The following is a 21,342-nucleotide window of genomic DNA, read 5'->3' as shown; positions in this document are numbered from 1 at the left end:
GACCACGGGCTCAGCGGGGCAGCGGGCCGAAGCCCGGGGGCAGCGTGCCGCCCGCCGACGGGTGGCCGTGCGCGGCCCGCAGGATCCTGGCGGCGCCGCGGACGGCCGCGGTGTGCGGCGCGGGAACCACCCGCAGGGGTGCCCTCAGCCGGTCGATGAGCCGGCGGGTGAGGTCGGGGCGCAGGGCGCCGCCGCCCGCCAGGAGGGCGCCGCGGCTCAGGGCGTCGGCGGTGAGGAACGTACGGTCCTGCCGGAGCATCGAGGCGACCATGGTCGCGACGGCCTCGCCGATCTCCGCCGCAGCGTCCGTGTCCGTGTCCGTGTCGGCGTCGGCGTCGGCCAGGTCGACGGTGCCCAGGGCGGTGCGGCGGGCGTCGAAGACGGCGCCGTCGGAGAGGAGGACGACCTCGGTGAGGTGGGCGCCTATGTCCACCACGAGCAACGGGCGGGTGAGGTCGGCCTCCGCGGCCAGGGCGACGGCACGGGCGGAGGGTACGGTCAGCACCGCGCGCGGGCGCAGCACCCGCACGGCGGCGCGGGCGCGTTCCCGGTAGACGGGGCCGTCCAGCACGGGCGTGGTGACCACCACCAGGGGACGGGTGAGCCGGGGCAGCCGGTGGCCGAGCAGCCGGTCGAGCATGCGGGCCGTCCCGGGGACGTCGACGATCGCGCCGCGCTGGACCGGGTGGTGGGCCCCGGCGCCGGGGAAGGTGACGGTGGGCACGTCGAGGATCGCGCCGCGGCCGGAGATCCAGGCGCGGGTACGGACGCTGCCCAGGTCGAGGGCGAGGCCGCAGCAGCGCCGGCACAGCGGCCAGGGCCGGTGCCGGGCCCCGGGGTCGGTGCGGGGGCGGCGTGCGACGGTCATCGCCCGGGCTCCCGTACGTGCTGGCACCGCGCGCAGTAGCGGGCCTGCTCCACGACCATCAGGCGGTCCCGGCCGACGGGCCGCCGGCACAGGTGGCAGATGCCGTAGCGGCCCTCGGCGATGCGCTGGAGTGCCGCCCGGACGTCGGCGAGAACCATGCGGGCGGAGGCGGAGAGCGGGACGGGGGCCTGGCCCGGCGCCGCGGGGCGCCGGGCCAGGTCCAGTTGTTCGCACAGGTTCCGCCGCAACGCGGCGAGGTCCTCCGGCGACAGGTGCACGGCACCGTCGCCGACGGTCTGGTGGTTCACCACTTCACCCCTTCGTCCCTCCCTGCCTTCGAGCGAGGCGGGAGCGGGAGAGGAAGACGGACCGGGTTCACGCGGTGGCACGGCTCTGGCAGCCGACGCAGTACCGGGTGTAGGGCAGGATCTCCAGACGCTCCACGGGGACCGGCTTGGAGCAGCCCAGGCAGGTGCCGTAGGAACCGTCGTCGACACGGGCGAACGCCTCGTCGATCTCCTTGAGGACCTTGCCGATCGCCTCGGCCTGCGTGGCGAGCAGGTGGTCCGCCGCGGTGCGCCCGCCCTCGTCGAGGGCCCGGAGCTGGGCCACCCGGCTGCTGCGGGCGTGTTCGAGGCGTCGGCGCGCGTCGTCGGCGGTCAGCCGTCCGGCGCGGGGGTCGGTCCGGGAGGTATCGGGAGGCACGGGAAGGGTCCTTTCCAAGGGGCACCGGGCACGGCTGCCGCCGCCCGGTCGCCTTCGGCTCTGCTCGTCCTCGACTCTGCTCGTCCTCACGGCGGAAACCCATCGGGCGCGGTCCCCATTCACTCCGGAGCGCAGTAACCATGTGGCGACGGCGGAGGGGTGCCCGAGGCCTCGGATATGGGGGTCAAGACCCATCGACCGCGCGCAGGAAGCAAGGCAGAGTGAGCCGGTATCGATCGTGATCGCAGGCTGTGGCGCCCACCTGGGGGCGGCACGGAACGAGGAGTACTTCCCGGTGTCGCTGTTCTGGCGGATCTTCGGGCTCAACGCCCTGGTGCTGGGCACCGCGACGGCACTGCTGCTGTGGGCACCGGTGACGGTCTCGGTGCCGGTGCTGCTGACCGAGGCGGTCATCCTGGTGGGCGGTCTCGCCGTCATGCTGGTCGCCAACGCCGCCCTGCTGCGCTGGGGACTGGCCCCGCTGGGCCGGCTGACGAGGCTGATGGCCACGGTGGATCTGCTCCGCCCCGGGCAGCGGCTGCCCGTACCCGGCGGGGGCGGGGGCGCGGGCCCCGGTGGTGGTCGCGGGGCCGGCGATGGCCGGGAGGGCGGCAGTGATCGCGAAAGCGGCACTGGTCGCGAAAGCGGCAGTGATCGTCGCGAAAGCGGCAGTCGCGGAGGCGAGGTGACTGAGCTGATCCGCACGTTCAACGCCATGCTCGACCGCCTGGAGCACGAACGGGCCACCTCCAGCGCGCGGGTGCTGCTCGCCCAGGAGGCGGAACGCCGCCGCATCGCCCAGGAACTGCACGACGAGGTCGGGCAGAGCATGACCGCCATCCTGCTGGTGCTGGGGCGTGCCGCGGACGACGCCGACGGGCCGCTGCGCGAGGAACTGCGGCAGGCCCAGGAGATCACCCGCGACAGCCTGGACGAGGTCCGCCGTCTGGTACGCCGCCTGCGCCCGGGTGTCCTGGAGGACCTGGGGCTGGTCAGCGCGCTGACCTCGCTCACGGAGGACTTCGCCGTCCACACCGGCCTGTACGTGGCACGCCGCTTCGACACCGACCTGCCCGCCCTCGACCAGGAGACCGAGCTGGTGCTGTACCGAGTGGCGCAGGAGAGCCTGACCAACGCGGCCCGGCACGCCGACGCGCGGCGCGTCGAGGTCGGCCTGCGCCGCGCCGGCCAGGCGGTGGTGCTGGAGATCGCCGACGACGGGCGCGGCATCGAGGCCGCCCGCGAGGGCGCCGGCATCCGCGGCATGCGCGAACGGGCCCTGCTCGCCGGGGCCACCCTGAACCTGACCTCCACCCCCGGTTCCGGCACCCGGATCCGTCTCATCACCCCCGTCCCCAGGAAGTCCTGACCATGTCCGATCCGGCCCAGCCCCCTGAACCCACCCCGGTCCCGGCGCCGTTCGCGGCCCCGGCGCCGCCGATCCGCATCCTGCTCGCCGACGACCACGCCCTCGTACGCCGCGGCGTACGCCTGATCCTGGAACGGGAGCCGGACCTACAGGTCGTCGCCGAGGCCGGGGACGGCGCCGAGGCCGTCGAGGCGGCCCGGGGCACGGAGGTCGACCTGGCCGTCCTGGACATCGCCATGCCCCGGCTGACAGGCCTTCAGGCCACCCGGGAACTGGCCGCGCTCAAGCCGGGCCTGCGCATCCTGATGCTCACCATGCACGACAACGAGCAGTACCTGTTCCAGGCGCTGAAGGCCGGTGCCTGCGGATACGTGCTGAAGTCCGTCGCCGACCGCGATCTGGTCGCCGCCTGCCGGGCCGCGATGCGCAACGAGCCGTTCCTCTACCCGGGGGCGGTCACCGCCCTGATCCGCAACTATCTGGACCGGGTCCGGCACGGCGAGGAGAACCCCGACCAGCTCCTCACCCCGCGCGAGGAGGAGGTCCTCAAGCTGGTCGCCGAGGGCCACTCCTCGAAGGACATCGCCGAGATCCTGTTCATCAGCGTCAAGACGGTGCACCGCCACCGGGCCAACCTGCTGCACAAGCTCGGCCTGCGCGACCGCCTGGAGCTGACCCGGTACGCCATCCGCGCCGGGCTCATCGAGCCCTGACGCCCACTCGGCATCCCGTGTCCGACCACCCCGGAAAGGGACGGCGCGTGCGCCCTACGCCCGACGCCGTCCCGACCGCCGCTCACCGGTTCGCGGCGACCCTTTCCGCGCTCCTCGCGCTCCTCGCGCTTCTCGCCGTCCTGCTGACACCGACGTTCCCCGCGTACGCCGACCCAGGCGCCGGCGAGCTGCCCGGCCCGGCCGCGACGGCCGAACGTACGTCCACCAGCCCTGGCCGGCCCCCGGACACCGCCGCCACACCAGACGCAGCCACCACACCAGACGCAGCCGTCTCACCAGACACACCCAACGCACCCGACGCACCCGACGCACCCGACGCACCCGACGCACCCGACGCACCCGACGCACCCGACGCACCCGACGCCGAGCGTGCGGACGCCGCCCCCCGCGCCGACGACCCCTGTGCCGTCGGTTGCGTGCCCCAGCTCAGGACCCGGCACCCCCACTCGGCCGAGCGCCCGTCCCCGCCGGACCACCACACCGCCGACCCCCACGGCACGGCCACCCCGGCCGCCGCCCGCCCGCACGTCCCGGCACCTTCCGCGTGCCCTCCCGTCTCCCCCGGCCGCCCGGCCCACGACCGCGGCCGGGCTCCTCCCGACGCTTCCGGCACCTGACACCTCACCGCCCCACCCCTTCCTTCTTCCGTCGCGGTCGCGCTCGCGACCGCCGCGGCATGCCTGCCGGAGGCTCGCGTTGAAACGCCGGAACAACTCATCACGCCGAAGCAAGAACACCCGCACCCGCACACACATCCGCACACACATCCGCACCCGCACCCGCACCCGCTCACTGCTCGCCCTGGCCGTGATCGCCGTATCCCTGGCCATCGCCCTGACCGCACCGGTCCGCCTGGGTCTCGACCTGCGCGGCGGCACCCAGATCGTGCTGGAGACCCGCCCCACCCCCGCCACCGACGCCGGCCCCGAGGCCACCGACCGCACCCTGGAGGTACTGCGCGGCCGGATCGACGCGCTCGGCGTCGCCGAACCCACCCTCGTCCGCTCCGGCGAGAACCGCATCCTCGTCGAACTGCCCGGCGTACAGGACCCGGAGAAGGCCACCGACGTACTGGGCCGCACCGCGCAGCTCACCGTCCACCCCGTCCTCGGCGACACCGACACCTCGGAGACCTCAGAAACCGCAGAAACCACAGGAAGTACAGGAAGCACAGGAGGCACAGCAGGCACAGAAGGCGCAGAAACCCCACGCACCCTCCCCGACGAGTCCGGCCACCCCCTGCGCCTCGCCGCCGCCGCTCTGACCGGGGAGGACGTCAAGGGCGCCGCCGCCCGGTTCGACCAGCAGAGCGGCGCCGGCCGGCACGTCACCGTCGACTTCTCCGACACCGGCCGCGACCGCTGGACCCGCCTCACCGCCGAGGCCGCCTGCCACCCGGCGGGCGCCGCCGAACGCCGGGTCGCCATCGTCCTCGACGACACGGTCATCTCCTCGCCCCAGGTCGACCCCGGCGTGACCTGCGGGACCGGCATCCCGGGCGGCTCCACCCAGATCACCGGCTCCTTCGACGACGCCGAGGCCCGCGAACTGTCCCTGCTCATCTCCGGCGGCGCCCTCCCCGTACCGGTCGAGACGATCGAGCAGCGCACTGTCGGCGCCACCCTCGGCGAGGCGGCCCTCAGCGCCGCGGCCCGGGCCGCCGTCATCGGCACCGCCCTGACCGCCCTGTTCGTGATCGCCGTCTACCGGCTCCTGGGCCTGCTCGCGATCGTGGCCCTGGCCTGCTACGGCCTGATCTCCTACGCCGCGCTGGCCGCGCTCGGCGCGACCCTGACCCTGCCCGGACTCGCCGGGTTCGTCCTCGCCATCGGCATGGCCGTGGACGCCAACGTCCTGGTCTTCGAACGCGCCCGCGAAGCCCACGCCGCCGCCGGGCGCCCGAGTACCCGCTCGGCGCTCAGGGCCGGGTTCCGCGGGGCGCTCAGCGCCATCGCCGACTCCAACATCACCACGCTGATCGCCGCGGCCCTGCTGTTCCTCTTCGCCTCCGGCCCGGTGCGCGGCTTCGGCGTCACCCTGGGCATCGGCGTCCTCGCCTCCATGATCAGCGCCCTGCTGATCACCCGGGTGCTCGCGGAGTACGCGGTGGGCCGTCCCGCCGTGCGCCGCCGCCCCCGTATCACCGGGATCGCGAGCACCGGCTGGGTCCGCGACCGGCTGCTGCGCCGCGACCCGCACCTGATGCGGCATCCGCGCCGCTGGCTGGCCGCCTCCGCCGCCGTTCTGGTGCTCAGCGCCTCGGGCATCCTGGTCCGCGGCCTAGACCTGGGCATCGAGTTCACCGGCGGCCGGCTCGTCGAGTACTCCACCGGCGCCCCCGTCGACCCCGACCGGGCCCGTACCGCCCTCGCCGACGCCGGTTTCCCCCGTACGCTCGTCCAGTCCTCCGGCGACCGGCGGCTCACGGTCCGCGCCGAGCGGCTGAGCGCCGCCGAGACGGCCACCCTCACCGAGACCGTCGGGCGGCTCGGCGGCACGGCGGAGAAGGTCCGCGACGAGCGGATCGGCCCCAGCCTGGGCGACGAACTGCGCCGCAACGCCCTCATCGCCCTCTGCCTCGCGCTCGGCGCCCAACTGCTGTATCTCACGGTCCGGTTCCGCCGGCGGTTCGCCGTCGCGGCCGTCGGCGCGCTCGCCCACGACGTGCTGATCCTGGCCGGTGTGTTCGCCTGGCTCGGCAAACCGGTCGACGGGGTCTTCCTGGCCGCCCTGCTCACGGTCGTCGGCTACTCCGTGAACGACTCCGTCGTCCTCTTCGACCGCGTCCGCGAACTCCTCGCCCGCGACCGCACCACCCCGCTGCCGCTGCTGACGAACCGGGCGATCCTGCAGACCCTGCCCCGTACCGTCAACACCGGCATGGGCGCGGCCCTCGTCATCACCGCCCTCGCGGTCCTCGCCGACGGCGCCCTCACCGACTTCGCCCTCGCCCTGCTCATCGGTCTGGCGGTGGGCACCTGGTCGTCCGTCTTCACGGCGGCCCCGCTCACCCTCACGACGGGCCGGCGCAGAGGTGTCCCGACCGGCGGCTCAGGCCGGTGAGCCCGACGAGAAGCGCCGCAGCAGCGGCGACAGCACCAGGACGGACTTGGTGCGCTCCACGAAGGGCTCACCGGCGATCCGTTCCAGGACCCGTTCGAAGTGCCGCATGTCGGAGGCGAACACCTGGGCGACCGCGTCCGCGTCCCCGGTGACCGTGGACGCGGCGACGACCTCCTGGTAGCGCTCCAGACCTCGCCGGATGGTCTCCGGCGAGGTGTTGCGGCGGCAGTGGATCTCGACGAAGCCCTCGGTCTCCCAGCCGAGGGCGGCGGGATCGACCCGGACGGTGAACCCGGTGATGGCGCCGGTGGCGCGCAGCCGGTCCACGCGCCGCTTCACGGCGGGCGCGGACAGCCCGACCGACTGCCCGATGTCCGCGTAGGAGCGGCGGGCGTCCTCGGCGAGGGCGTGCACGATGCGTTCGTCGAGATCGTTCAGCATGGGACCGCGTACCCGCCCGCTCAGCTCCAGCTGGCGTGCAGCGGCTTGCCCTCGGCGTAGCCGGCCGCGCTCTGGACGCCGACGACGGCTCGCTCCGCGAACTCCTCCAGGGAGCCGGCACCGGCGTAGGTGCAGGAGGAGCGGACGCCCGCGATGATCGAGTCGATGAGGTCCTCGACTCCGGGGCGGGCGGGGTCGAGGAACATCCGGGAGGTCGAGATGCCCTCCTCGAACAGCCCCTTGCGGGCCCGGTCGTACGCCGACTCCTCCGACGTGCGGTTGCGCACCGCGCGGGCGGAGGCCATGCCGAAGGACTCCTTGTAGGCCCGGCCGTTCGCGTCGTGCTGGAGGTCGCCCGGGGACTCGTAGGTGCCCGCGAACCAGGAGCCGATCATCACGTTGGACGCGCCGGCGGCGAGCGCCATCGCCACGTCACGGGGGTGCCGGACGCCGCCGTCGGCCCACACGTGCTTGCCGTACTTCTTCGCCTCGGCGGCGCACTCCAGGACCGCGGAGAACTGCGGGCGGCCGACGCCGGTCATCATGCGCGTGGTGCACATGGCGCCGGGGCCGACACCGACCTTGATGATGTCCGCGCCCGCCTCGATCAGGTCGCGCACGCCCTCGGCGGAGACGATGTTGCCCGCGACGATCGGCACCTTCGGGTCCAGGTCGCGGACCAGCTTGACGGCGCTGATCATCGACTCCTGGTGGCCGTGGGCGGTGTCGATGACGAGGGTGTCCACGCCGGCGCCGAGGAGCTGCTGGGCCTTGCCCGCCACGTCGCCGTTGATGCCGACGGCGGCGGCGACGCGCAGCTTGCCGTCCGCGTCGAGGGCCGGGGTGTAGAGCGTGGCACGCAGGGCGCCCTTGCGGGTGAGGATGCCGGCCAGCTTGCCGTCCGCGCCGACGGCGGGGGCGAAGCGCCGGTTGGCGGCGTCGAGGGTGTTGAACGCCTCGCGCGGGTCCATGGCGGCGTCCAGCAGCAGCAGGTCCTTGGACATGACCTCTTCGAGCTGGGTGAAGCGGTCCACCCCGCTCAGGTCGCTGTCGGTGACCACGCCGACGGGCCTGCCGTCCTCGTCGACGACGACCCCGGCGTTGTGCGCCCGCTTGGGCAGCAGGGAGAGCGCGTCGGCGACCGTCTGGTGCGGGGCCAGCACGATCGGGGTGTCCAGGACGTGGTGCCGGCTCTTGACCCAGGTGACGACGTCGGTGACGACCTCGATCGGGATGTCCTGCGGGATGACCACGAGGCCGCCGCGCCGGGCCACCGTCTCGGCCATGCGGCGCCCCGCGATGGCGGTCATGTTGGCGACGACCAGCGGGATGGTGGTGCCCGTGCCGTCCGGGGAGCGGAGGTCCACGCCCTGCCGCGAGCCGACGGCCGAGCGGCTCGGCACCATGAAGACGTCGTCGTACGTCAGGTCGTACGAGGGCTGGATGTCGTTGAGGAAACGCACGTGCTGCACATCCCAGTCGATCAGAGGTGGCCCCCGGACAGGTCAGCCAGGGGGAAAGAGCACGTACTTCATTCTCCCATGACGCACACGTGTCCCGCCCCGGGCAGAACGTCCAGGCTGTCCGCAGGACCGTTGGGAGGAACCTCCGAAACCCGGTGAGCCTCCGGGAGCCGCAGGCCCTAGGAAGCCGCAGGCCCTCCGGGAGCCGCAGGCCCTCCGGGCCCCAGGGTGACGAAGAGGCCGGGGCCGCGGTCGGTGGCCTCGGCGAACACCTCCTCGGCGATCTGCCACTCCTCGGGCCGCGCCTCGGCGTACTCCCGCCAGTTCTCCACGACGAGGAGCAGCCCCCGCTCCCCGGCGCCCTCGGGCCAGACGGAGGGGTCGGCCAGGGAGTCGGCGAGGGCGTCCCAGTTGCGGCCGAACCACTCGGGCAGGCCGAGCGACCGGGCGCAGCGGTCCATCAGACCCGCCTTGTCGGTGACCCCGGCCAGGTCCAGCGTGACCACGATCCGGCCCGCCGGGTCCCGCGTCGCCCCGCTACCACCCTCCGTCATACGCACTCCCTGAATCTCTGACGCTTCGTCACATGCCGTCCGGGTCAGCCCGGTTGAGCGCGGCCTTGGGGGCCGGGCCCGCCGCCATCAGGTAGTCCGCGGCGGAGGTGTCCGTCACCAGGCTGGTGACCAGGCCCGAGCGCAGCACCGCGTCGATGGCCGCCGCCTTGCGCTGCCCGCCGGCGATCGCCACGACCTCGGGGATACGGCGGAGCTGGTCGGCCTTGACCGTGATGCACCGCTCCCCCAGGTCCCGGCCGACCCGGCGCCCCTCGGCGTCGAAGAGGTGCGCGGACATCTCGGCGGCGACGCCGAGCGAGGCGTAGTGGCCGCGCTCCTCGTCGCTGAGCATGTCGTGCACCGTGGAGATGCCGGGCTCCCAGGAGCCGATGGAGACGCAGGCGACGGTGACCTTGTCGAAGTACTCGAAGGCCCGCGCGATGCCGGTCTGGTGGCGCAGCGCCTCGGCGGTCGCGGCGTCCGGCAGCAGCATCGGCGCGTAGATGGGGTGGGCGTCGCCGCCGGAGACCTGGGCGGCGCGGCGCACGGCCTCCACCGAGCCGCGCTCGGCGGTCCCGGCGTCGTACACGCCGGTCAGCTGCACCACCGTGCACGGCGGCAGCCGGTCCAGCGCCGCCGCCATGTGGATGGTGGAACGGCCCCAGGCCAGCCCCAGTACATCGCCCTCGTCGACCAGCTCGCCGAGCAGGTCGGCGGCGACCTCCCCCAGGTTCTCGGGGTCGGGGGTCTCCTCGGCGTCCGCCGGGGACTCCACGACGACCGCGTTGCGCAGGCCGTAGCGGGCACGGAGCGCGTCGGAGCGCTCGGCGTCCAGCTCGGCCGGCACCCGGATCTCGATGCGTACGAGGTCCCGTTCGAGGGCGGTCTCCAGGACCCGGGCCACCTTGAAGCGGCTGACGCCGAACTCCTCCGCGATCTGGATCTTGGACTTGCCCTCAAGGTAGAAACGGCGGGCCATGGCCGCCGCCTGGACCAGCTCAGCGGGTCCCATCCGCATGGCTGCGCGGCCCGCCGACATACCCGACACGGCGCTCTCCTCACTGCTGTTCACACTCTGGATTCGCCGTTCATCCTCGCAGATACGGCGCACTCGATCAGCCCTGACGGGAGCCGTTCACGTTCTCGTTCTTCAGTAGTCGTCGTCAGCGGTCACCGGTCGTCGTCCGTCGTCACTCTTGGTCGTTCTCCGGCGTTCATCAGTGAGCGCACGCCCAGGACGCGGCGGCGGTCGCCGACTGCGCCTGCCCGCGCAGGGCACGCACCGCCTCGGCCGGGTCCGACGCACCGTACACGGCCGAGCCCGCGACGAAGACGTCGGCGCCCGCCTCCGCGCACCGCTCGATGGTCGAGGCGGAGACCCCGCCGTCCACCTGCAGCCACAGCTCCAGGCCGTGCTTGGCGATCAGCTCCCGGGTGCGCCGGATCTTCGGCAGCATGATGTCGAGGAACGCCTGTCCCCCGAACCCCGGCTCCACCGTCATGATCAGCAGCATGTCCAGCTCGGGGAGCAGGTCCTCGTACGGCTCGACGGGCGTCGCCGGCTTGAGCGCCATGGAGGCGCGGGCGCCCTTGGCCCGGATCTCGCGGGCCAGACGCACCGGGGCGGCGGCGGCCTCGGCGTGGAAGGTGACGGAACCGGCCCCCGCCTCGACGTACTGGGGCGCCCACCGGTCGGGCGCCTCGATCATCAGGTGGCAGTCCAGCGGGGTGTCCGTCGCGCGGGCGAGGGACTCCACGACCGGCACGCCGAGCGTGAGGTTGGGGACGAAATGGTTGTCCATGACGTCGACGTGGAGCCAGTCGGCTCCCTGCACCGCCTTCGCCTCGTCCGCGAGGCGGGAGAAGTCGGCGGACAGGATGCTGGGGTTGATCTGCACGGCCATGGTCCAAGCCTGCCATGCCCGGCCCTGGCGGGTCTCTCCGGTACGGACCTGACCCTGTCCCGGCACTCTCCGGGTGTGCGGCGGGCGCCCGGACACAGGGCACGGGGCACGGGGCACGCAGGGCACGGGGACACGGGGCACGGGGACACGCGGCATCGGGCAGCCGGTGTTCGGGACGGTGCCGTGCGCGCGGCAGCTCACCGGCCGCCTCGGCGGCGCCGACGACCGGGACGGCGGCGCGGCCTGGCCTGGCCCGGCCGTACGACGGACATGTCCGGGAGGACACCGAGGGCGGCCCCGTCGTCGCCCCGGGCGTCACGCGGTCCGGCGAATGAGCGCCAGATACATGGCATCGGTCCCGTGCAGATGCGGCCACAGCTGCACGTCCGGCCCCTCGCCCAGCTCCGGCACGCCGGGCAGCAGCGGCCGGGCGTCGATCAGTTCGGCGCCGGGGACCTGCTTGAGCACGTCGGCGACGACGGCCCGGGTCTCCGCCAGATGCGGTGAGCAGGTCGCGTACCCGACGACCCCACCGACCCGCACCGCGTCCAGGGCGTTGCGCAGCAGCCCGCGCTGGAGCGGCGCGAACCCGTCCAGGTCCTCGGGCCGCCGCCGCCAACGCGCCTCGGGCCGGCGCCGCAGGGCACCCAGCCCGGTGCACGGGACGTCGACGAGCACCCGGTCGAAGGTGCCGGGCCGCCACCCGGGCCGGGTCCCGTCGGCGGCGATCACCTGGTACGGCCCCGGATTGCCGGCCAGCGCCTTGGCCACCAGCCCGGCGCGGTGCGGCTGCTTCTCCGAGGCCAGCAGGAAGGCGCCCCGCTCGGCGGCGAGCGCGGCGAGCAGCGCGGCCTTGCCGCCGGGCCCGGCGCACCCGTCCAGCCAGCGCCGGTCGGGCCCGTCGAGCGGCGCGCCCGCGACGGCGAGCGCGACGAGCTGGCTGCCCTCGTCCTGCACCCCGGCCCGGCCCTCCCGCACGGCCTCGACGGCCCCGGGCTCCCCGCCCTCGGTCAGCCGCACGGCATACGGCGACCAGCGCCCCGGCACGGCCGCCTCCTCGCCGAGCAGTTCCTCCGTCGTGGCCCGGCCGGGCCTGGCGACCAGCGTCACTGCGGGCCGCTCGTTGTCGGCGGCCAGCAGTTCCTCGATGCCGGCCCGGGAGCCGCCGAGCGAGTCCCACAGCGCGGAGACGACCCACCGCGGATGCGAGTGCACGACGGCGAGGTGGTCCTCGGGGTCGTCGTCATAAGGCGGCGCGACCTTCCCGATCCACCCCTCCAGATCGTCCCGCGCGACCTTCCGCAGCACGGCGTTGACGAACTTGGCCCGCCCGTCCCCGAGCACGACCCGCGCCAGCTCCACGGAGGCGGACACGGCGGCGTGAGTGGGGATCCGCGTCCCCAGCAACTGATGCACTCCCAGGCTCAGCACGTCCAGCACCGGCGGATCGACCTCGCGCAGCGGCCGGTCGACGCACTCGGCGATGATCGCGTCGTACGTCCCCTGCCGCCGCAGCGTCCCGTACACCAGCTCGGTGGCGAGCGCCGCGTCCCGCGCGTCGAAGTCGCTGTTCTCCCGCGCTTTGCGCAGCAGCGGCGGCAGCACCAGGTTGGCGTAGGCGTCCCGCTCGTCCACGGCGCGCAGCGCCTCGAAGGCGAGGATGCGGACGGGATCCTTCTGGGGCCGCCGGTAGGGCTTGCCGGGTTTGCGGGGACGACGAGGCTGATCGCTCACGAAAAGGTGCTCCGGGTGTGGGAAGAGGTGCACCCATCAGCCTACGTCGGCCCGGGCACGGCCCCCTCCCGAGGTCGGTCAGCCGCCCAGCCGCTCCCCGTCGGCGATCCGCGCCCCGCGCGCCCAGTCCGCCGCCCGCATCGGCTTCTTGCCCTGCGCCTGCACCCACAGCAGCTCTACGGCGTACGAGCCGGTGCCGACGTACACGTTGTTCTTGCCGACGCCGAGCTGCCCCGGGGCGAGATCCGTCCGGTCGGCCGCGGGCACCGCCTGCACCAGCTTGAGCCGCTCGCCGCGGAAGGTGGTCCAGGCGCCGGGTGCCGGGGTGCAGCCGCGTACCACCCGGTCCACGCGCAGCGCCGGGGCGGTCCAGTCGACCCGGGCGTCCTCGACGGTGATCTTCGGAGCCAGGCTGACCCCCTCCGCGGGCTGCGGTACGGCCTTCAGGGTGCCGTCCTCGATGCCGTCCATGGTCGCGGCGAGCAGGCCGGCGCCCGCGAGGGCGAGCCGGGTCAGCAGGTCGCCGCTGGTGTCGGTGGGCCGGACGGTCTCGGTGAGCGTTCCGTAGACCGGCCCGGAGTCCAGCCCCTCCTCGATGAGGAAGGTGGAGGCGCCGGTGATCTCGTCGCCGGCCATCACGGCATGCTGCACCGGGGCGGCGCCCCGCCAGGCGGGCAGCAGCGAGAAGTGCAGGTTGACCCAGCCGTGGACCGGGACGTCGAGCGCGACCGGGGGCAGCAGGGCGCCGTAGGCGACGACGGGACAGCAGTCGGGCCCGATCTCCCGCAGCCGCTCCAGGAACTCGGGGTCGCGCGGCTTGGCGGGCTTGAGCACCTCGATCCCGGCCTCCTCGGCCCGTTCGGCCACGGGCGAGGCGACCAGCCGGCGCCCGCGCCCGGCCGGCGCGTCGGGCCGCGTGACGACGGCGGCCACCTGGTGCCGCTCGGAGGCGATCAGGGCGTCCAGGGCGGGGACGGCGACCTCGGGGGTACCGGCGAAGACCAGCTTCATGAGTGGGACGGGCCTCTCGGGCGGGAACGGTCGGCAAGCAGCGCACCAGTCTACGAGGCGGACCACCGCGGGCCGCCGACGGCGCCCGGCCCCCACCGGCGACGCTCACCTCTCGACCGAATGGAAACGGGTGGTGCGCGGATGGGAGAAAACACCCGAAGGCCGAAGGCCCAGGGGGCGCGCACAACAACCCCCCACGCCCCACCCCGTGACCCGCGGAGCGATCCCGCGTTGGTCAAGAAAGAGTTGACCACACGGGTCGCCCGCGCGGCCCGATTCCCCTCAACGCCGGTTCGAGAGGCTTGTTCATGGCCGACCACGCAACTCACGACGCCCAGGCTCGGGCCAGCCTGCACCTGCTGGTGCGGGACATCGAGCGGGTCCGCCGGCAGGTGGACGCGCTGCGCACGCTCACCGCCCAGTTGGGCAACGTCTACCGCCCGCGCCGCTCCGGCCCCTCCACGGGCTTCGTCGTCTACGGGCGCGCCCCCGCGCCGACGGTCCGTCTCGCCCAGGAGCTGCGGGACAGCGTCGAGACCCTGGTCACGGCCGCCGTGGACTTCGACCGCTCGCTCGGCTTCTCGTGGGACGCGGTGGGCTCCGCCCTCGGGGTCACCAAGCAGGCGGTGCACCGCCGGTACGGCGCCCGCCGCCCCACCGCCCAGCCCGCCCCGGCGCAATCCGAGCACACGCCGGAAACCCCGGGCTCCCGCACGGTGAACGTGGGCGCGGGCATCTCCCCCGTCCCCACGGTCCCCGCCGCCCGCTCCATGCCGACCCAGCCGACGGCGGGCAGTCCCGTGCTGCGCGAGGACCCCAGGCCCACCGCCTTCCCCGGCCCGCGCAACGGCTGACCGGCGCACCTCCCCCGCTCTCTGCCCTCCCGTCCCCTTCCGGGAGGGCAGCGGTGTGTGTCTCCCCTCGATCGTCTTCCCTCGGTTTGTCTCCCCCCGGCACCCGACGCACGCCGCCTCACCCGATGTCTGGCGGATCGACCCGCACCCATACCCGCGTCGCGCCGTTAGCACCCCCCCGCGCCATCCGCGCGGCCTGCGCGGCCTTCAGCGCCGAGGTCAGCGCCGCCCCTCGCCCCGGCGGCACCCGCACCAGGGCCCGTTCCCACTGCTCCCCGGGCGGCGGCGCCCCCGGTCGCCGCGCCCGGCCCACGGCGGTGACCGGTAGCGGAACGGGGCCCAGCACCTCCGCCTCCCCCGGCAGTTCCACCGCGCCGAGAAACTCCGCCACCGCCTCCGCCGGCCCGGAGACGGCGGCCATCCGCGACACCGGCGGAAAGCCCAGTTCGGCCCGCTCCCCCAACTCCCGCACGGCGTGGCCGACGGGGTCCCACCGCACCAGCGCCTGCACCGGCCTGAGCGTCGGCTCGGCGACGACGACCACGGTGCCGCCCGCCGACTGCGGCCGGACCAGCGCGGCGGCCGCGATCCAGCGCCGCAGCGCGTCCTCACCGGCCCGCAGGTCGGGCCGGCCGAGCATGGCCCAGCCGTCGAGCAGCAGCGCCGCCGCGTACCCGCCCTCGGCGACGGGCTCGGCACCCGGCGTGCTGACGACCAGCGCGGGCGCCCCGGGCACGGTGTCCAGCACATGCTCGCGCCCGGAGGTCCGCACCGGTACGGCGGGAAAGGCCCGCCCCAGTTCCTCGGCGGTGCGCCGCGCCCCCACCACTTGGGCGCGCAGCCGGAACGACCCGCACTCCGGGCAGTGCCACCCGGCCTCCTCCCGTCCGCACCACCCGCAGCGCGACGCCGCCCCGGCCTCCTGCCCTTCCAACGGCCCGGAACAGTGCCGGCACCGCGCCGGCGCCCGGCAGACGGCACACGCCATCCGCGGTACGTAACCGCGCCGGGGCACCTGTACCAGTACCGGCCCGTGCCGCAACCCGTCCCGGACGGCCTGCCAGGCGAGGGTCGGCAGCCGGGCGGCCCGTGCGGCCTCGTCCCGGGCCAGGTCCTCGTCCCCGACGGTCCGCACCAGCGGAGCGGCGGCCCGCAGCTGTTCCCGGCCGGCGACCAGCGGTTTCGCCCAGCCTCTCTCCACGAGCTGGGCGGCCTCCACGGTGCAGCTCCAGCCGCCCAGCAGGAAGGCGCACCTGTCCTGGGCCGCCCGCAGCAGCAGCACCTCCCGCGCGTGCGGCTGCGGGGCGTGCTGCTCGCTGTGGCTGTCGTCGCCGTCGTCCCACAGGGCGACCAGTCCCAGATCCCGGACCGGGGCGAACATGGCCGCGCGGGTCCCGATCACGGCCCGTACGGAACCCCGCCGTACCGCCAGCCACTGCCCGTACCGCTTCTCGGGGCCGGCGTCGGCGGTGAGGACCGCGTGCCGTCCCTCACCCAGGACGTCGGTCAGCGCGGCGTCGAGCCGGGCGACCGCCCGCCCGTCCGGCAGCACGACGAGCGCCCCCCGCCCGGAGGCCAGGGCCGCCGCCACCGCACGCGCCAGTTCCTCGGCCCACCCGGGACCCGGCAGCGCGTTCCACACGGCGCGCGGTGTGCCGCCCGACGCCAGTGCCGCCAGGAAGGCGGGCCCGTGCGCGTACCGCTCCCAGGAGCCCGCCGCCGGCGCGGGCGGCGGGGGCAGCGGGTCGGGCGAGGCCCGCCGCTCGGCCCGCGCGTTGCGCGGCGGCACGGCCAGCTGGAGCACATCGGCGAGGCTGCCCGCATACCGGTCGGCGACGGCCCGCGCGAGCCCGAGCAGTTCCTCCCCGAGCACCGGCTCGGGCGAGACCACCTGCGCCAGCGCGGCCAGCGGCCCGGAGTAGTCGGACTCGGCCCGCCGCTCGACGAGGAAGCCGTCGATGAGCCCGCCGCCCTCGCGCCGCCCGTCCCTGACCCGCCCCCGCCCGGCCCCGAACCGCACCCGCACCCGCACTCCCGGCTGCGCGTCGGCGTCCAGCTCCTCGGGCACGGCGTAGTCGAAGTACCGGTCCAGGTGGAGCACACCCTTGTCGACCAGCACCCGCGCGACCGGCAGCTTTGGGGCGAGCGCCGCCCCGCGCCAGGTCCGCGGCTTGGCCCGGGGCACGGCGGCCTTGCGGACGCTCTCCCGGATGAGCGCGAGCTGCTCGGGCGGCGCACCCTGCGCGCCGCCGCCCGTCTGCTCGTTCTCGCTGCTCACACCTGCATTCTTACCAAAGCCCACTGACAGCCGACGGCGACCGGTCACCAGTCACCGGTCACCGGTCACCGGTCCTGGGCAGTCCGGGAGGCCGGTGCAGTCCGGCAGTCCGGGACACACCGAGGCCCGGCGCCCCGATGGGATCGCCGGGCCTCGTGCGAGACGGATGAGACCGCCCTGGGCCTACAGCCCCGTGGCCTTGCGCAGCGCCTCGACGCGGTCCGTACGCTCCCACGTGAAGTCGTCCAGCTCGCGGCCGAAGTGGCCGTACGCCGCGGTCTGCGAGTAGATCGGGCGGAGCAGGTCGAGGTCGCGGATGATGGCGGCCGGGCGGAGGTCGAAGACCTCGTCGATCGCCTTCTCGATCTTCTCGTGGTCGATCTTGGCGGTGCCGAAGGTCTCCACGAACAGGCCGACCGGCTCGGCCTTGCCGATCGCGTAGGCGACCTGGACCTCGCAGCGGGAGGCGAGACCCGCGGCGACGACGTTCTTGGCGACCCAGCGCATCGCGTACGCGGCGGAGCGGTCGACCTTGGACGGGTCCTTGCCGGAGAAGGCGCCGCCGCCGTGGCGGGCCATGCCGCCGTAGGTGTCGATGATGATCTTGCGGCCGGTCAGGCCGGCGTCGCCCATGGGGCCGCCGATCTCGAAGCGGCCGGTGGGGTTGACCAGCAGGCGGTAGTTCTCGGTGTCGAGCTTGATGCCGTCGTCGAGCAGGGCCTTCAGCTCCGGCTCCACGACGAACTCGCGGATGTCGGGGGCGAGCAGCGACTCCAGGTCGATGTCGGAGGCGTGCTGCGAGGAGACCACGACCGTGTCGAGGCGGACGGCCTTGTCGCCGTCGTACTCGATGGTGACCTGCGTCTTGCCGTCGGGGCGCAGGTAAGGGATCGTGCCGTTCTTGCGGACGTCCGAGAGGCGCTTGGACAGCCGGTGGGCCAGGAAGATCGGCAGCGGCATCAGCGTCGGCGTCTCGTCGGAGGCGTAGCCGAACATCAGGCCCTGGTCGCCGGCGCCCTGCCGGTCCAGCTCGTCCTCGTCGCCCTCGACGCGATTCTCGTAGGCGGTGTCGACGCCCTGCGCGATGTCGGGCGACTGGGCCCCGATCGACACCGAGACGCCGCAGGAGGCTCCGTCGAAGCCCTTCTTGGAGGAGTCGTAGCCGATCTCCAGGATCTTGCCGCGGACCAGGGTGGCGATGTCGGCGTAGGCCTTGGTGGTGACCTCGCCGGCCACGTGCACCAGGCCGGTGGTGATCAGGGTTTCGACGGCGACCCGGGAGGTCGGGTCCTCGCGCAGGAGCGCGTCGAGAATGGTGTCGCTGATCTGGTCAGCGATCTTGTCGGGGTGGCCCTCGGTCACGGACTCCGAGGTGAACAGGCGACGGGACACAACGCTCCCTGGGGTTGCAGCGGCTGCTGGCTGATCATGGTCGGACGGCACGGGGAGCTGCACCCGGCGACGTCCGTGAACAGTTTATCGGTCGCACTCGGTCGCGGGCCCACCCGTCTCGACTCTCAAGAAGGCTGTGACCTGCGGCACTCGCATTGTGCCCAATGAGCTGCACCCTTGGCCAGGGCCGCCACGGACGAATGTACGAGGTGCGAGTGGGCCGAGAGGCGGACGGGACGGTCATGCGAGCCGCCCGGCCACCAGGTCCCACACGGTGTCGGCCAGGGCTTCCTTCGGCCCGTGCGGTACGGGGGTCTCGGTGCCGTCGGAGCCGAGCACCACGGCCTCGTTCTCCTCGGCGCCGAACGTCTTGCGCTCCCCCACCTCGTTCACCACCAGCAGGTCGCACCCCTTGCGCTTCAGCTTGGCGCGCCCGTTGGCCAGGACGTCGTCCGTCTCGGCCGCGAAGCCGACGATCACCTGTCCGGGGCGGGCTCGGCCGGCGGAGATCTCCGCGAGGATGTCCGGGTTGCGCACGAGGGTGAGGGGCTCGGGCTCCTGACCGTCCCGCTTCTTGATCTTCCCGGTCGCGTAGGCCGCGGGGCGGAAGTCCGCGACCGCCGCCGCCATCACCACCGCGTCGGCGTCCGGCAGGGCGGCCAGCACCGCCTCGCGCAGTTCCGCGGCCGTCCCGACGGGGACCACGTCCACGCCGGCCGGGTCGGGCAGCGAGGCGTTCGCCGAGACCAGCGTCACCCGGGCGCCCCGGGCGGCGGCCGTGCGCGCGAGGGCGTAGCCCTGCTTGCCGGATGAGCGGTTGCCGAGGAAGCGGACCGGGTCGAGGGGCTCGCGGGTGCCGCCGGCGCTGACGACGACGTGCCGGCCTGCCAGGTCCGGCGTGCTCACGCCCCGGGCGAGTACGCGGCGGCACGCCTCGAAGATCTCGGCCGGGTCGGGGAACCGGCCCTTGCCGGTGTCGACGCCGGTGAGGCGGCCGACGGCGGGTTCGATGACGACGGCGCCGCGGCGGCGCAGCGTCGCCACGTTCTCCTGGGTGGCCGGGTGCTCCCACATCTCGGTGTGCATGGCGGGGGCGAAGACGACGGGGCAGCGGGCGGTGAGCAGCGTGTTGGTGAGGAGGTCGTCGGCGAGGCCGTGGGCGGCCTTGGCGAGCAGGTCCGCGGTGGCCGGGGCGACCACCACCAGGTCGGCGTGCTGGCCGATCCGGACGTGCGGCACCTCGTGGACGCCGTCCCACACCTCGGTGGAGACCGGGTGGCCGGACAGGGCGGACCAGGTGGCCGCGCCGACGAAGTGCAGCGCGGAGGCGGTGGGAACGACCCGGACGTCGTGCCCCGACTCCGTGAACCTGCGCAGCAGCTCACAGGCCTTGTACGCGGCGATGCCGCCGCTGACCCCGAGCACGACCTTGGGCTTGTCCACCGTCTCTCCCGACCTTGAAGAACGTATGCCCCCATCACACACCACAGGCCCGGCAGCCGTGCTGCCGGGCCTGTGGATAAGTCAGCGTGAAGCTGAAAATACTACTTGCCTGCTGCTACTGCGCCAGGCTGCTGTTACTGCGCCGGGCCCTCGACGGCCTCGGACGTCAGCAGCCCCGCGTTGATCTCGCGCAGCGCGATCGAGAGCGGCTTCTCGTGGACGTGGGTGTCGACGAGGGGACCGACGTACTCGAGGAGGCCCTCGCCGAGCTGCGAGTAGTACGCGTTGATCTGGCGGGCCCGCTTGGCCGCGTAGATCACGAGGCTGTACTTCGAGTCCGTGGCCTCGAGGAGCTCGTCGATCGGCGGGTTGATGATGCCCTCGGGCGCGGAGATGGAAGAGGACACGCTCTACCTTCCGATGGATGGGAAAGATTCAGTCGCGGAGATCGAGTCTCAGTGACCGGTAACGATCACACGACGTTCGTCAAGGCTAGCAGCTCGCGCGCCACGTCCTCGACGGAGGTGTTGACCAGGGTGCTGTCGAACTCCGGCTCGGCCGCCAGCTCGATCCTGGCCGCCGCGAGACGGCGTTCGATCACCTCGGGCGGCTCCGTGCCCCGGCCGGTGAGCCGGCGCACCAGCTCCTCCCAGGAGGGCGGGGCGAGGAACACCAGCTGGGCCTCCGGCATGGACTCGCGCACCTGGCGGGCGCCCTGGAGGTCGATCTCCAGCAGGACCGGTTCCCCGGCCTCCAGCCGCTCCAGCACGGCCGCGCGCGGCGTGCCGTAGCGGTTGCCCGCGAACTCGGCCCACTCCAGCAGCTCGCCGTTGGCGATCAGCTTGTCCATCTCCTCGTCGGTGACGAAGAAGTAGTGGACCCCGTGCTGCTCGCCGGGGCGCGGCCGACGGGTCGTCGCCGACACCGAGAGCCAGACCTCGGGGTGTTCCTTGCGCATATGAGCGACGACCGTGCTCTTGCCGACCCCCGAGGGGCCGGAGAGCACGGTCAGCCGCGGACGTGATTCCGGGGGTACGGGGGTCGTCCCCCGGGGTGTTGCAGCCATGCGGCGATTATTCCAGCAATACCGGGGTGGTCCGGACTCAGCTGCCGGTGCTGCCGAACTCGCGCTCCAGGGAGGCGATCTGGTTGGAGCCGAGGCCACGCACGCGACGGCTCTCGGAGATGCCCAGTCGCTCCATGATCTGCTTGGCGCGGACCTTGCCCACGCCCGGCAGGGACTCGAGGAGGGCGGAGACCTTCATCTTGCCGATGACGTCGTTCTCCTGGCCCTGCTTGATGACCTCGTGGAGGGAGGCGCCGGAGTGCTTGAGTCGATTCTTGACCTCGGCCCGCTCCCGGCGAGCCGCGGCGGCCTTTTCGAGCGCGGCTGCGCGCTGTTCAGGGGTAAGGGGCGGAAGAGCCACGCCTACGTCACCTCGGATGTCGAACTGTCGGATACGGACCGGTGAGGAACCTAGTCGCCCCACACCAGGGGAGCTACGAGCAACACGCTTGCCCGTTGACTC

General features: G+C 73.7%; 21 protein-coding genes. 5 read left to right on the top strand and 16 right to left on the bottom strand.

What is annotated here, in order from left to right; genetic code table 11:
* Positions 1-10 precede the first annotated feature (10 nt).
* The 3 genes from J7I94_RS17005 to J7I94_RS38380 all read right to left on the bottom strand — a co-directional run bounded on the left by J7I94_RS17005 (position 11) and on the right by J7I94_RS38380 (position 1,573).
* Entirely contained in the window at positions 11-868 is an 858-nt protein-coding gene (locus J7I94_RS17005) for a rod shape-determining protein (RefSeq protein WP_215167960.1), read from the bottom strand.
* Complete coding sequence (locus J7I94_RS17000; protein ID WP_215167959.1) at positions 865-1,179, bottom strand: TraR/DksA C4-type zinc finger protein; 315 nt, start codon at positions 1,177-1,179, stop codon at positions 865-867. The genes J7I94_RS17005 and J7I94_RS17000 overlap by 4 nt, the downstream gene beginning before the upstream one ends.
* A gap of 64 nt (positions 1,180-1,243) precedes the next feature.
* Complete coding sequence (locus tag J7I94_RS38380) at positions 1,244-1,573, bottom strand: TraR/DksA C4-type zinc finger protein (protein WP_308114587.1); 330 nt, start codon at positions 1,571-1,573, stop codon at positions 1,244-1,246.
* Positions 1,574-1,868: 295 nt separating this feature from the next.
* On the opposite strand from J7I94_RS38380, the gene J7I94_RS16985 reads away from it, so the two are divergent.
* The 4 genes from J7I94_RS16985 to secD all read left to right on the top strand — a co-directional run bounded on the left by J7I94_RS16985 (position 1,869) and on the right by secD (position 6,739).
* A complete protein-coding gene (locus J7I94_RS16985) occupies positions 1,869-2,942 on the top strand; it encodes a sensor histidine kinase (protein WP_308114591.1) in 1,074 nt (357 codons plus the stop codon).
* 2 nt (positions 2,943-2,944) lie between these two features.
* On the top strand, positions 2,945-3,655 hold the full coding sequence (locus tag J7I94_RS16980; protein ID WP_251075275.1) for a response regulator transcription factor: 711 nt from the start codon (positions 2,945-2,947) through the stop codon (positions 3,653-3,655).
* Between the two features lie 47 nt (positions 3,656-3,702).
* Positions 3,703-4,293 (top strand): hypothetical protein, encoded by a 591-nt coding sequence (locus tag J7I94_RS16975; RefSeq protein ID WP_215167957.1) that lies wholly within the window; start codon positions 3,703-3,705, stop codon positions 4,291-4,293.
* Between the two features lie 148 nt (positions 4,294-4,441).
* Positions 4,442-6,739 (top strand): protein translocase subunit SecD, encoded by a 2,298-nt coding sequence (gene secD, locus J7I94_RS16970; RefSeq protein WP_215168006.1) that lies wholly within the window; start codon positions 4,442-4,444, stop codon positions 6,737-6,739.
* Here secD and J7I94_RS16965 read toward each other — a convergent pair.
* The 7 genes from J7I94_RS16965 to fmt all read right to left on the bottom strand — a co-directional run bounded on the left by J7I94_RS16965 (position 6,728) and on the right by fmt (position 13,846).
* Positions 6,728-7,180, bottom strand: a complete 453-nt coding sequence (locus J7I94_RS16965; protein ID WP_215167956.1) for an Lrp/AsnC family transcriptional regulator — start codon at positions 7,178-7,180, stop codon at positions 6,728-6,730. The genes secD and J7I94_RS16965 overlap by 12 nt on opposite strands.
* Positions 7,181-7,200: 20 nt before the next feature.
* On the bottom strand, positions 7,201-8,643 hold the full coding sequence (locus tag J7I94_RS16960; protein ID WP_215168005.1) for a GuaB1 family IMP dehydrogenase-related protein: 1,443 nt from the start codon (positions 8,641-8,643) through the stop codon (positions 7,201-7,203).
* A gap of 179 nt (positions 8,644-8,822) precedes the next feature.
* On the bottom strand, positions 8,823-9,197 hold the full coding sequence (locus J7I94_RS16955; protein ID WP_215167955.1) for a barstar family protein: 375 nt from the start codon (positions 9,195-9,197) through the stop codon (positions 8,823-8,825).
* A 28-nt stretch (positions 9,198-9,225) separates the two neighbouring features.
* Positions 9,226-10,269 carry a sugar-binding transcriptional regulator gene (locus J7I94_RS16950; RefSeq protein ID WP_215167954.1) on the bottom strand — a complete coding sequence of 348 codons (1,044 nt, stop codon included), beginning with the start codon at positions 10,267-10,269 and terminating at the stop codon, positions 9,226-9,228.
* A gap of 145 nt (positions 10,270-10,414) precedes the next feature.
* Positions 10,415-11,101 carry a ribulose-phosphate 3-epimerase gene (rpe, locus tag J7I94_RS16945; protein WP_215167953.1) on the bottom strand — a complete coding sequence of 229 codons (687 nt, stop codon included), beginning with the start codon at positions 11,099-11,101 and terminating at the stop codon, positions 10,415-10,417.
* A gap of 315 nt (positions 11,102-11,416) precedes the next feature.
* On the bottom strand, positions 11,417-12,835 hold the full coding sequence (locus J7I94_RS16940) for an RsmB/NOP family class I SAM-dependent RNA methyltransferase (protein WP_215167952.1): 1,419 nt from the start codon (positions 12,833-12,835) through the stop codon (positions 11,417-11,419).
* A 78-nt stretch (positions 12,836-12,913) separates the two neighbouring features.
* Positions 12,914-13,846 carry a methionyl-tRNA formyltransferase gene (fmt, locus tag J7I94_RS16935; protein WP_215167951.1) on the bottom strand — a complete coding sequence of 311 codons (933 nt, stop codon included), beginning with the start codon at positions 13,844-13,846 and terminating at the stop codon, positions 12,914-12,916.
* 308 nt (positions 13,847-14,154) lie between these two features.
* Between fmt and J7I94_RS16930 the strand changes: the two genes are divergently transcribed.
* Entirely contained in the window at positions 14,155-14,700 is a 546-nt protein-coding gene (locus J7I94_RS16930; RefSeq protein WP_215167950.1) for a hypothetical protein, read from the top strand.
* 118 nt (positions 14,701-14,818) lie between these two features.
* On the opposite strand, the gene J7I94_RS16925 is transcribed toward J7I94_RS16930, so the two are convergent.
* From J7I94_RS16925 to J7I94_RS16900, 6 genes are all read right to left on the bottom strand, one after another.
* A complete protein-coding gene (locus J7I94_RS16925; protein WP_215167949.1) occupies positions 14,819-16,978 on the bottom strand; it encodes a primosomal protein N' in 2,160 nt (719 codons plus the stop codon).
* A 183-nt stretch (positions 16,979-17,161) separates the two neighbouring features.
* A complete protein-coding gene (metK, locus tag J7I94_RS16920; protein ID WP_215167948.1) occupies positions 17,162-18,370 on the bottom strand; it encodes a methionine adenosyltransferase in 1,209 nt (402 codons plus the stop codon).
* 240 nt (positions 18,371-18,610) lie between these two features.
* The gene (coaBC, locus tag J7I94_RS16915) at positions 18,611-19,813 is read right to left on the bottom strand and encodes a bifunctional phosphopantothenoylcysteine decarboxylase/phosphopantothenate--cysteine ligase CoaBC (protein WP_215167947.1); all 1,203 of its coding nucleotides are present in this window, start codon (positions 19,811-19,813) and stop codon (positions 18,611-18,613) included.
* A 134-nt stretch (positions 19,814-19,947) separates the two neighbouring features.
* Positions 19,948-20,220, bottom strand: coding sequence for a DNA-directed RNA polymerase subunit omega (gene rpoZ, locus J7I94_RS16910; RefSeq protein WP_003988945.1), 273 nt, complete (start codon positions 20,218-20,220; stop codon positions 19,948-19,950).
* A gap of 65 nt (positions 20,221-20,285) precedes the next feature.
* Positions 20,286-20,879, bottom strand: a complete 594-nt coding sequence (gene gmk, locus J7I94_RS16905) for a guanylate kinase (RefSeq protein WP_215167946.1) — start codon at positions 20,877-20,879, stop codon at positions 20,286-20,288.
* 37 nt (positions 20,880-20,916) lie between these two features.
* Positions 20,917-21,240, bottom strand: coding sequence for an integration host factor (locus tag J7I94_RS16900; RefSeq protein WP_003977346.1), 324 nt, complete (start codon positions 21,238-21,240; stop codon positions 20,917-20,919).
* Between the last annotated feature and the right edge of the window lie 102 nt (positions 21,241-21,342).

It is taken from the genome of Streptomyces sp. ISL-12, from assembly GCF_018614415.1.
Taxonomy (GTDB): domain Bacteria; phylum Actinomycetota; class Actinomycetes; order Streptomycetales; family Streptomycetaceae; genus Streptomyces.
The sequence above is the reverse complement of the archived record's forward strand: the minus strand, read 5'-3'. Positions and strand labels throughout refer to the sequence as shown.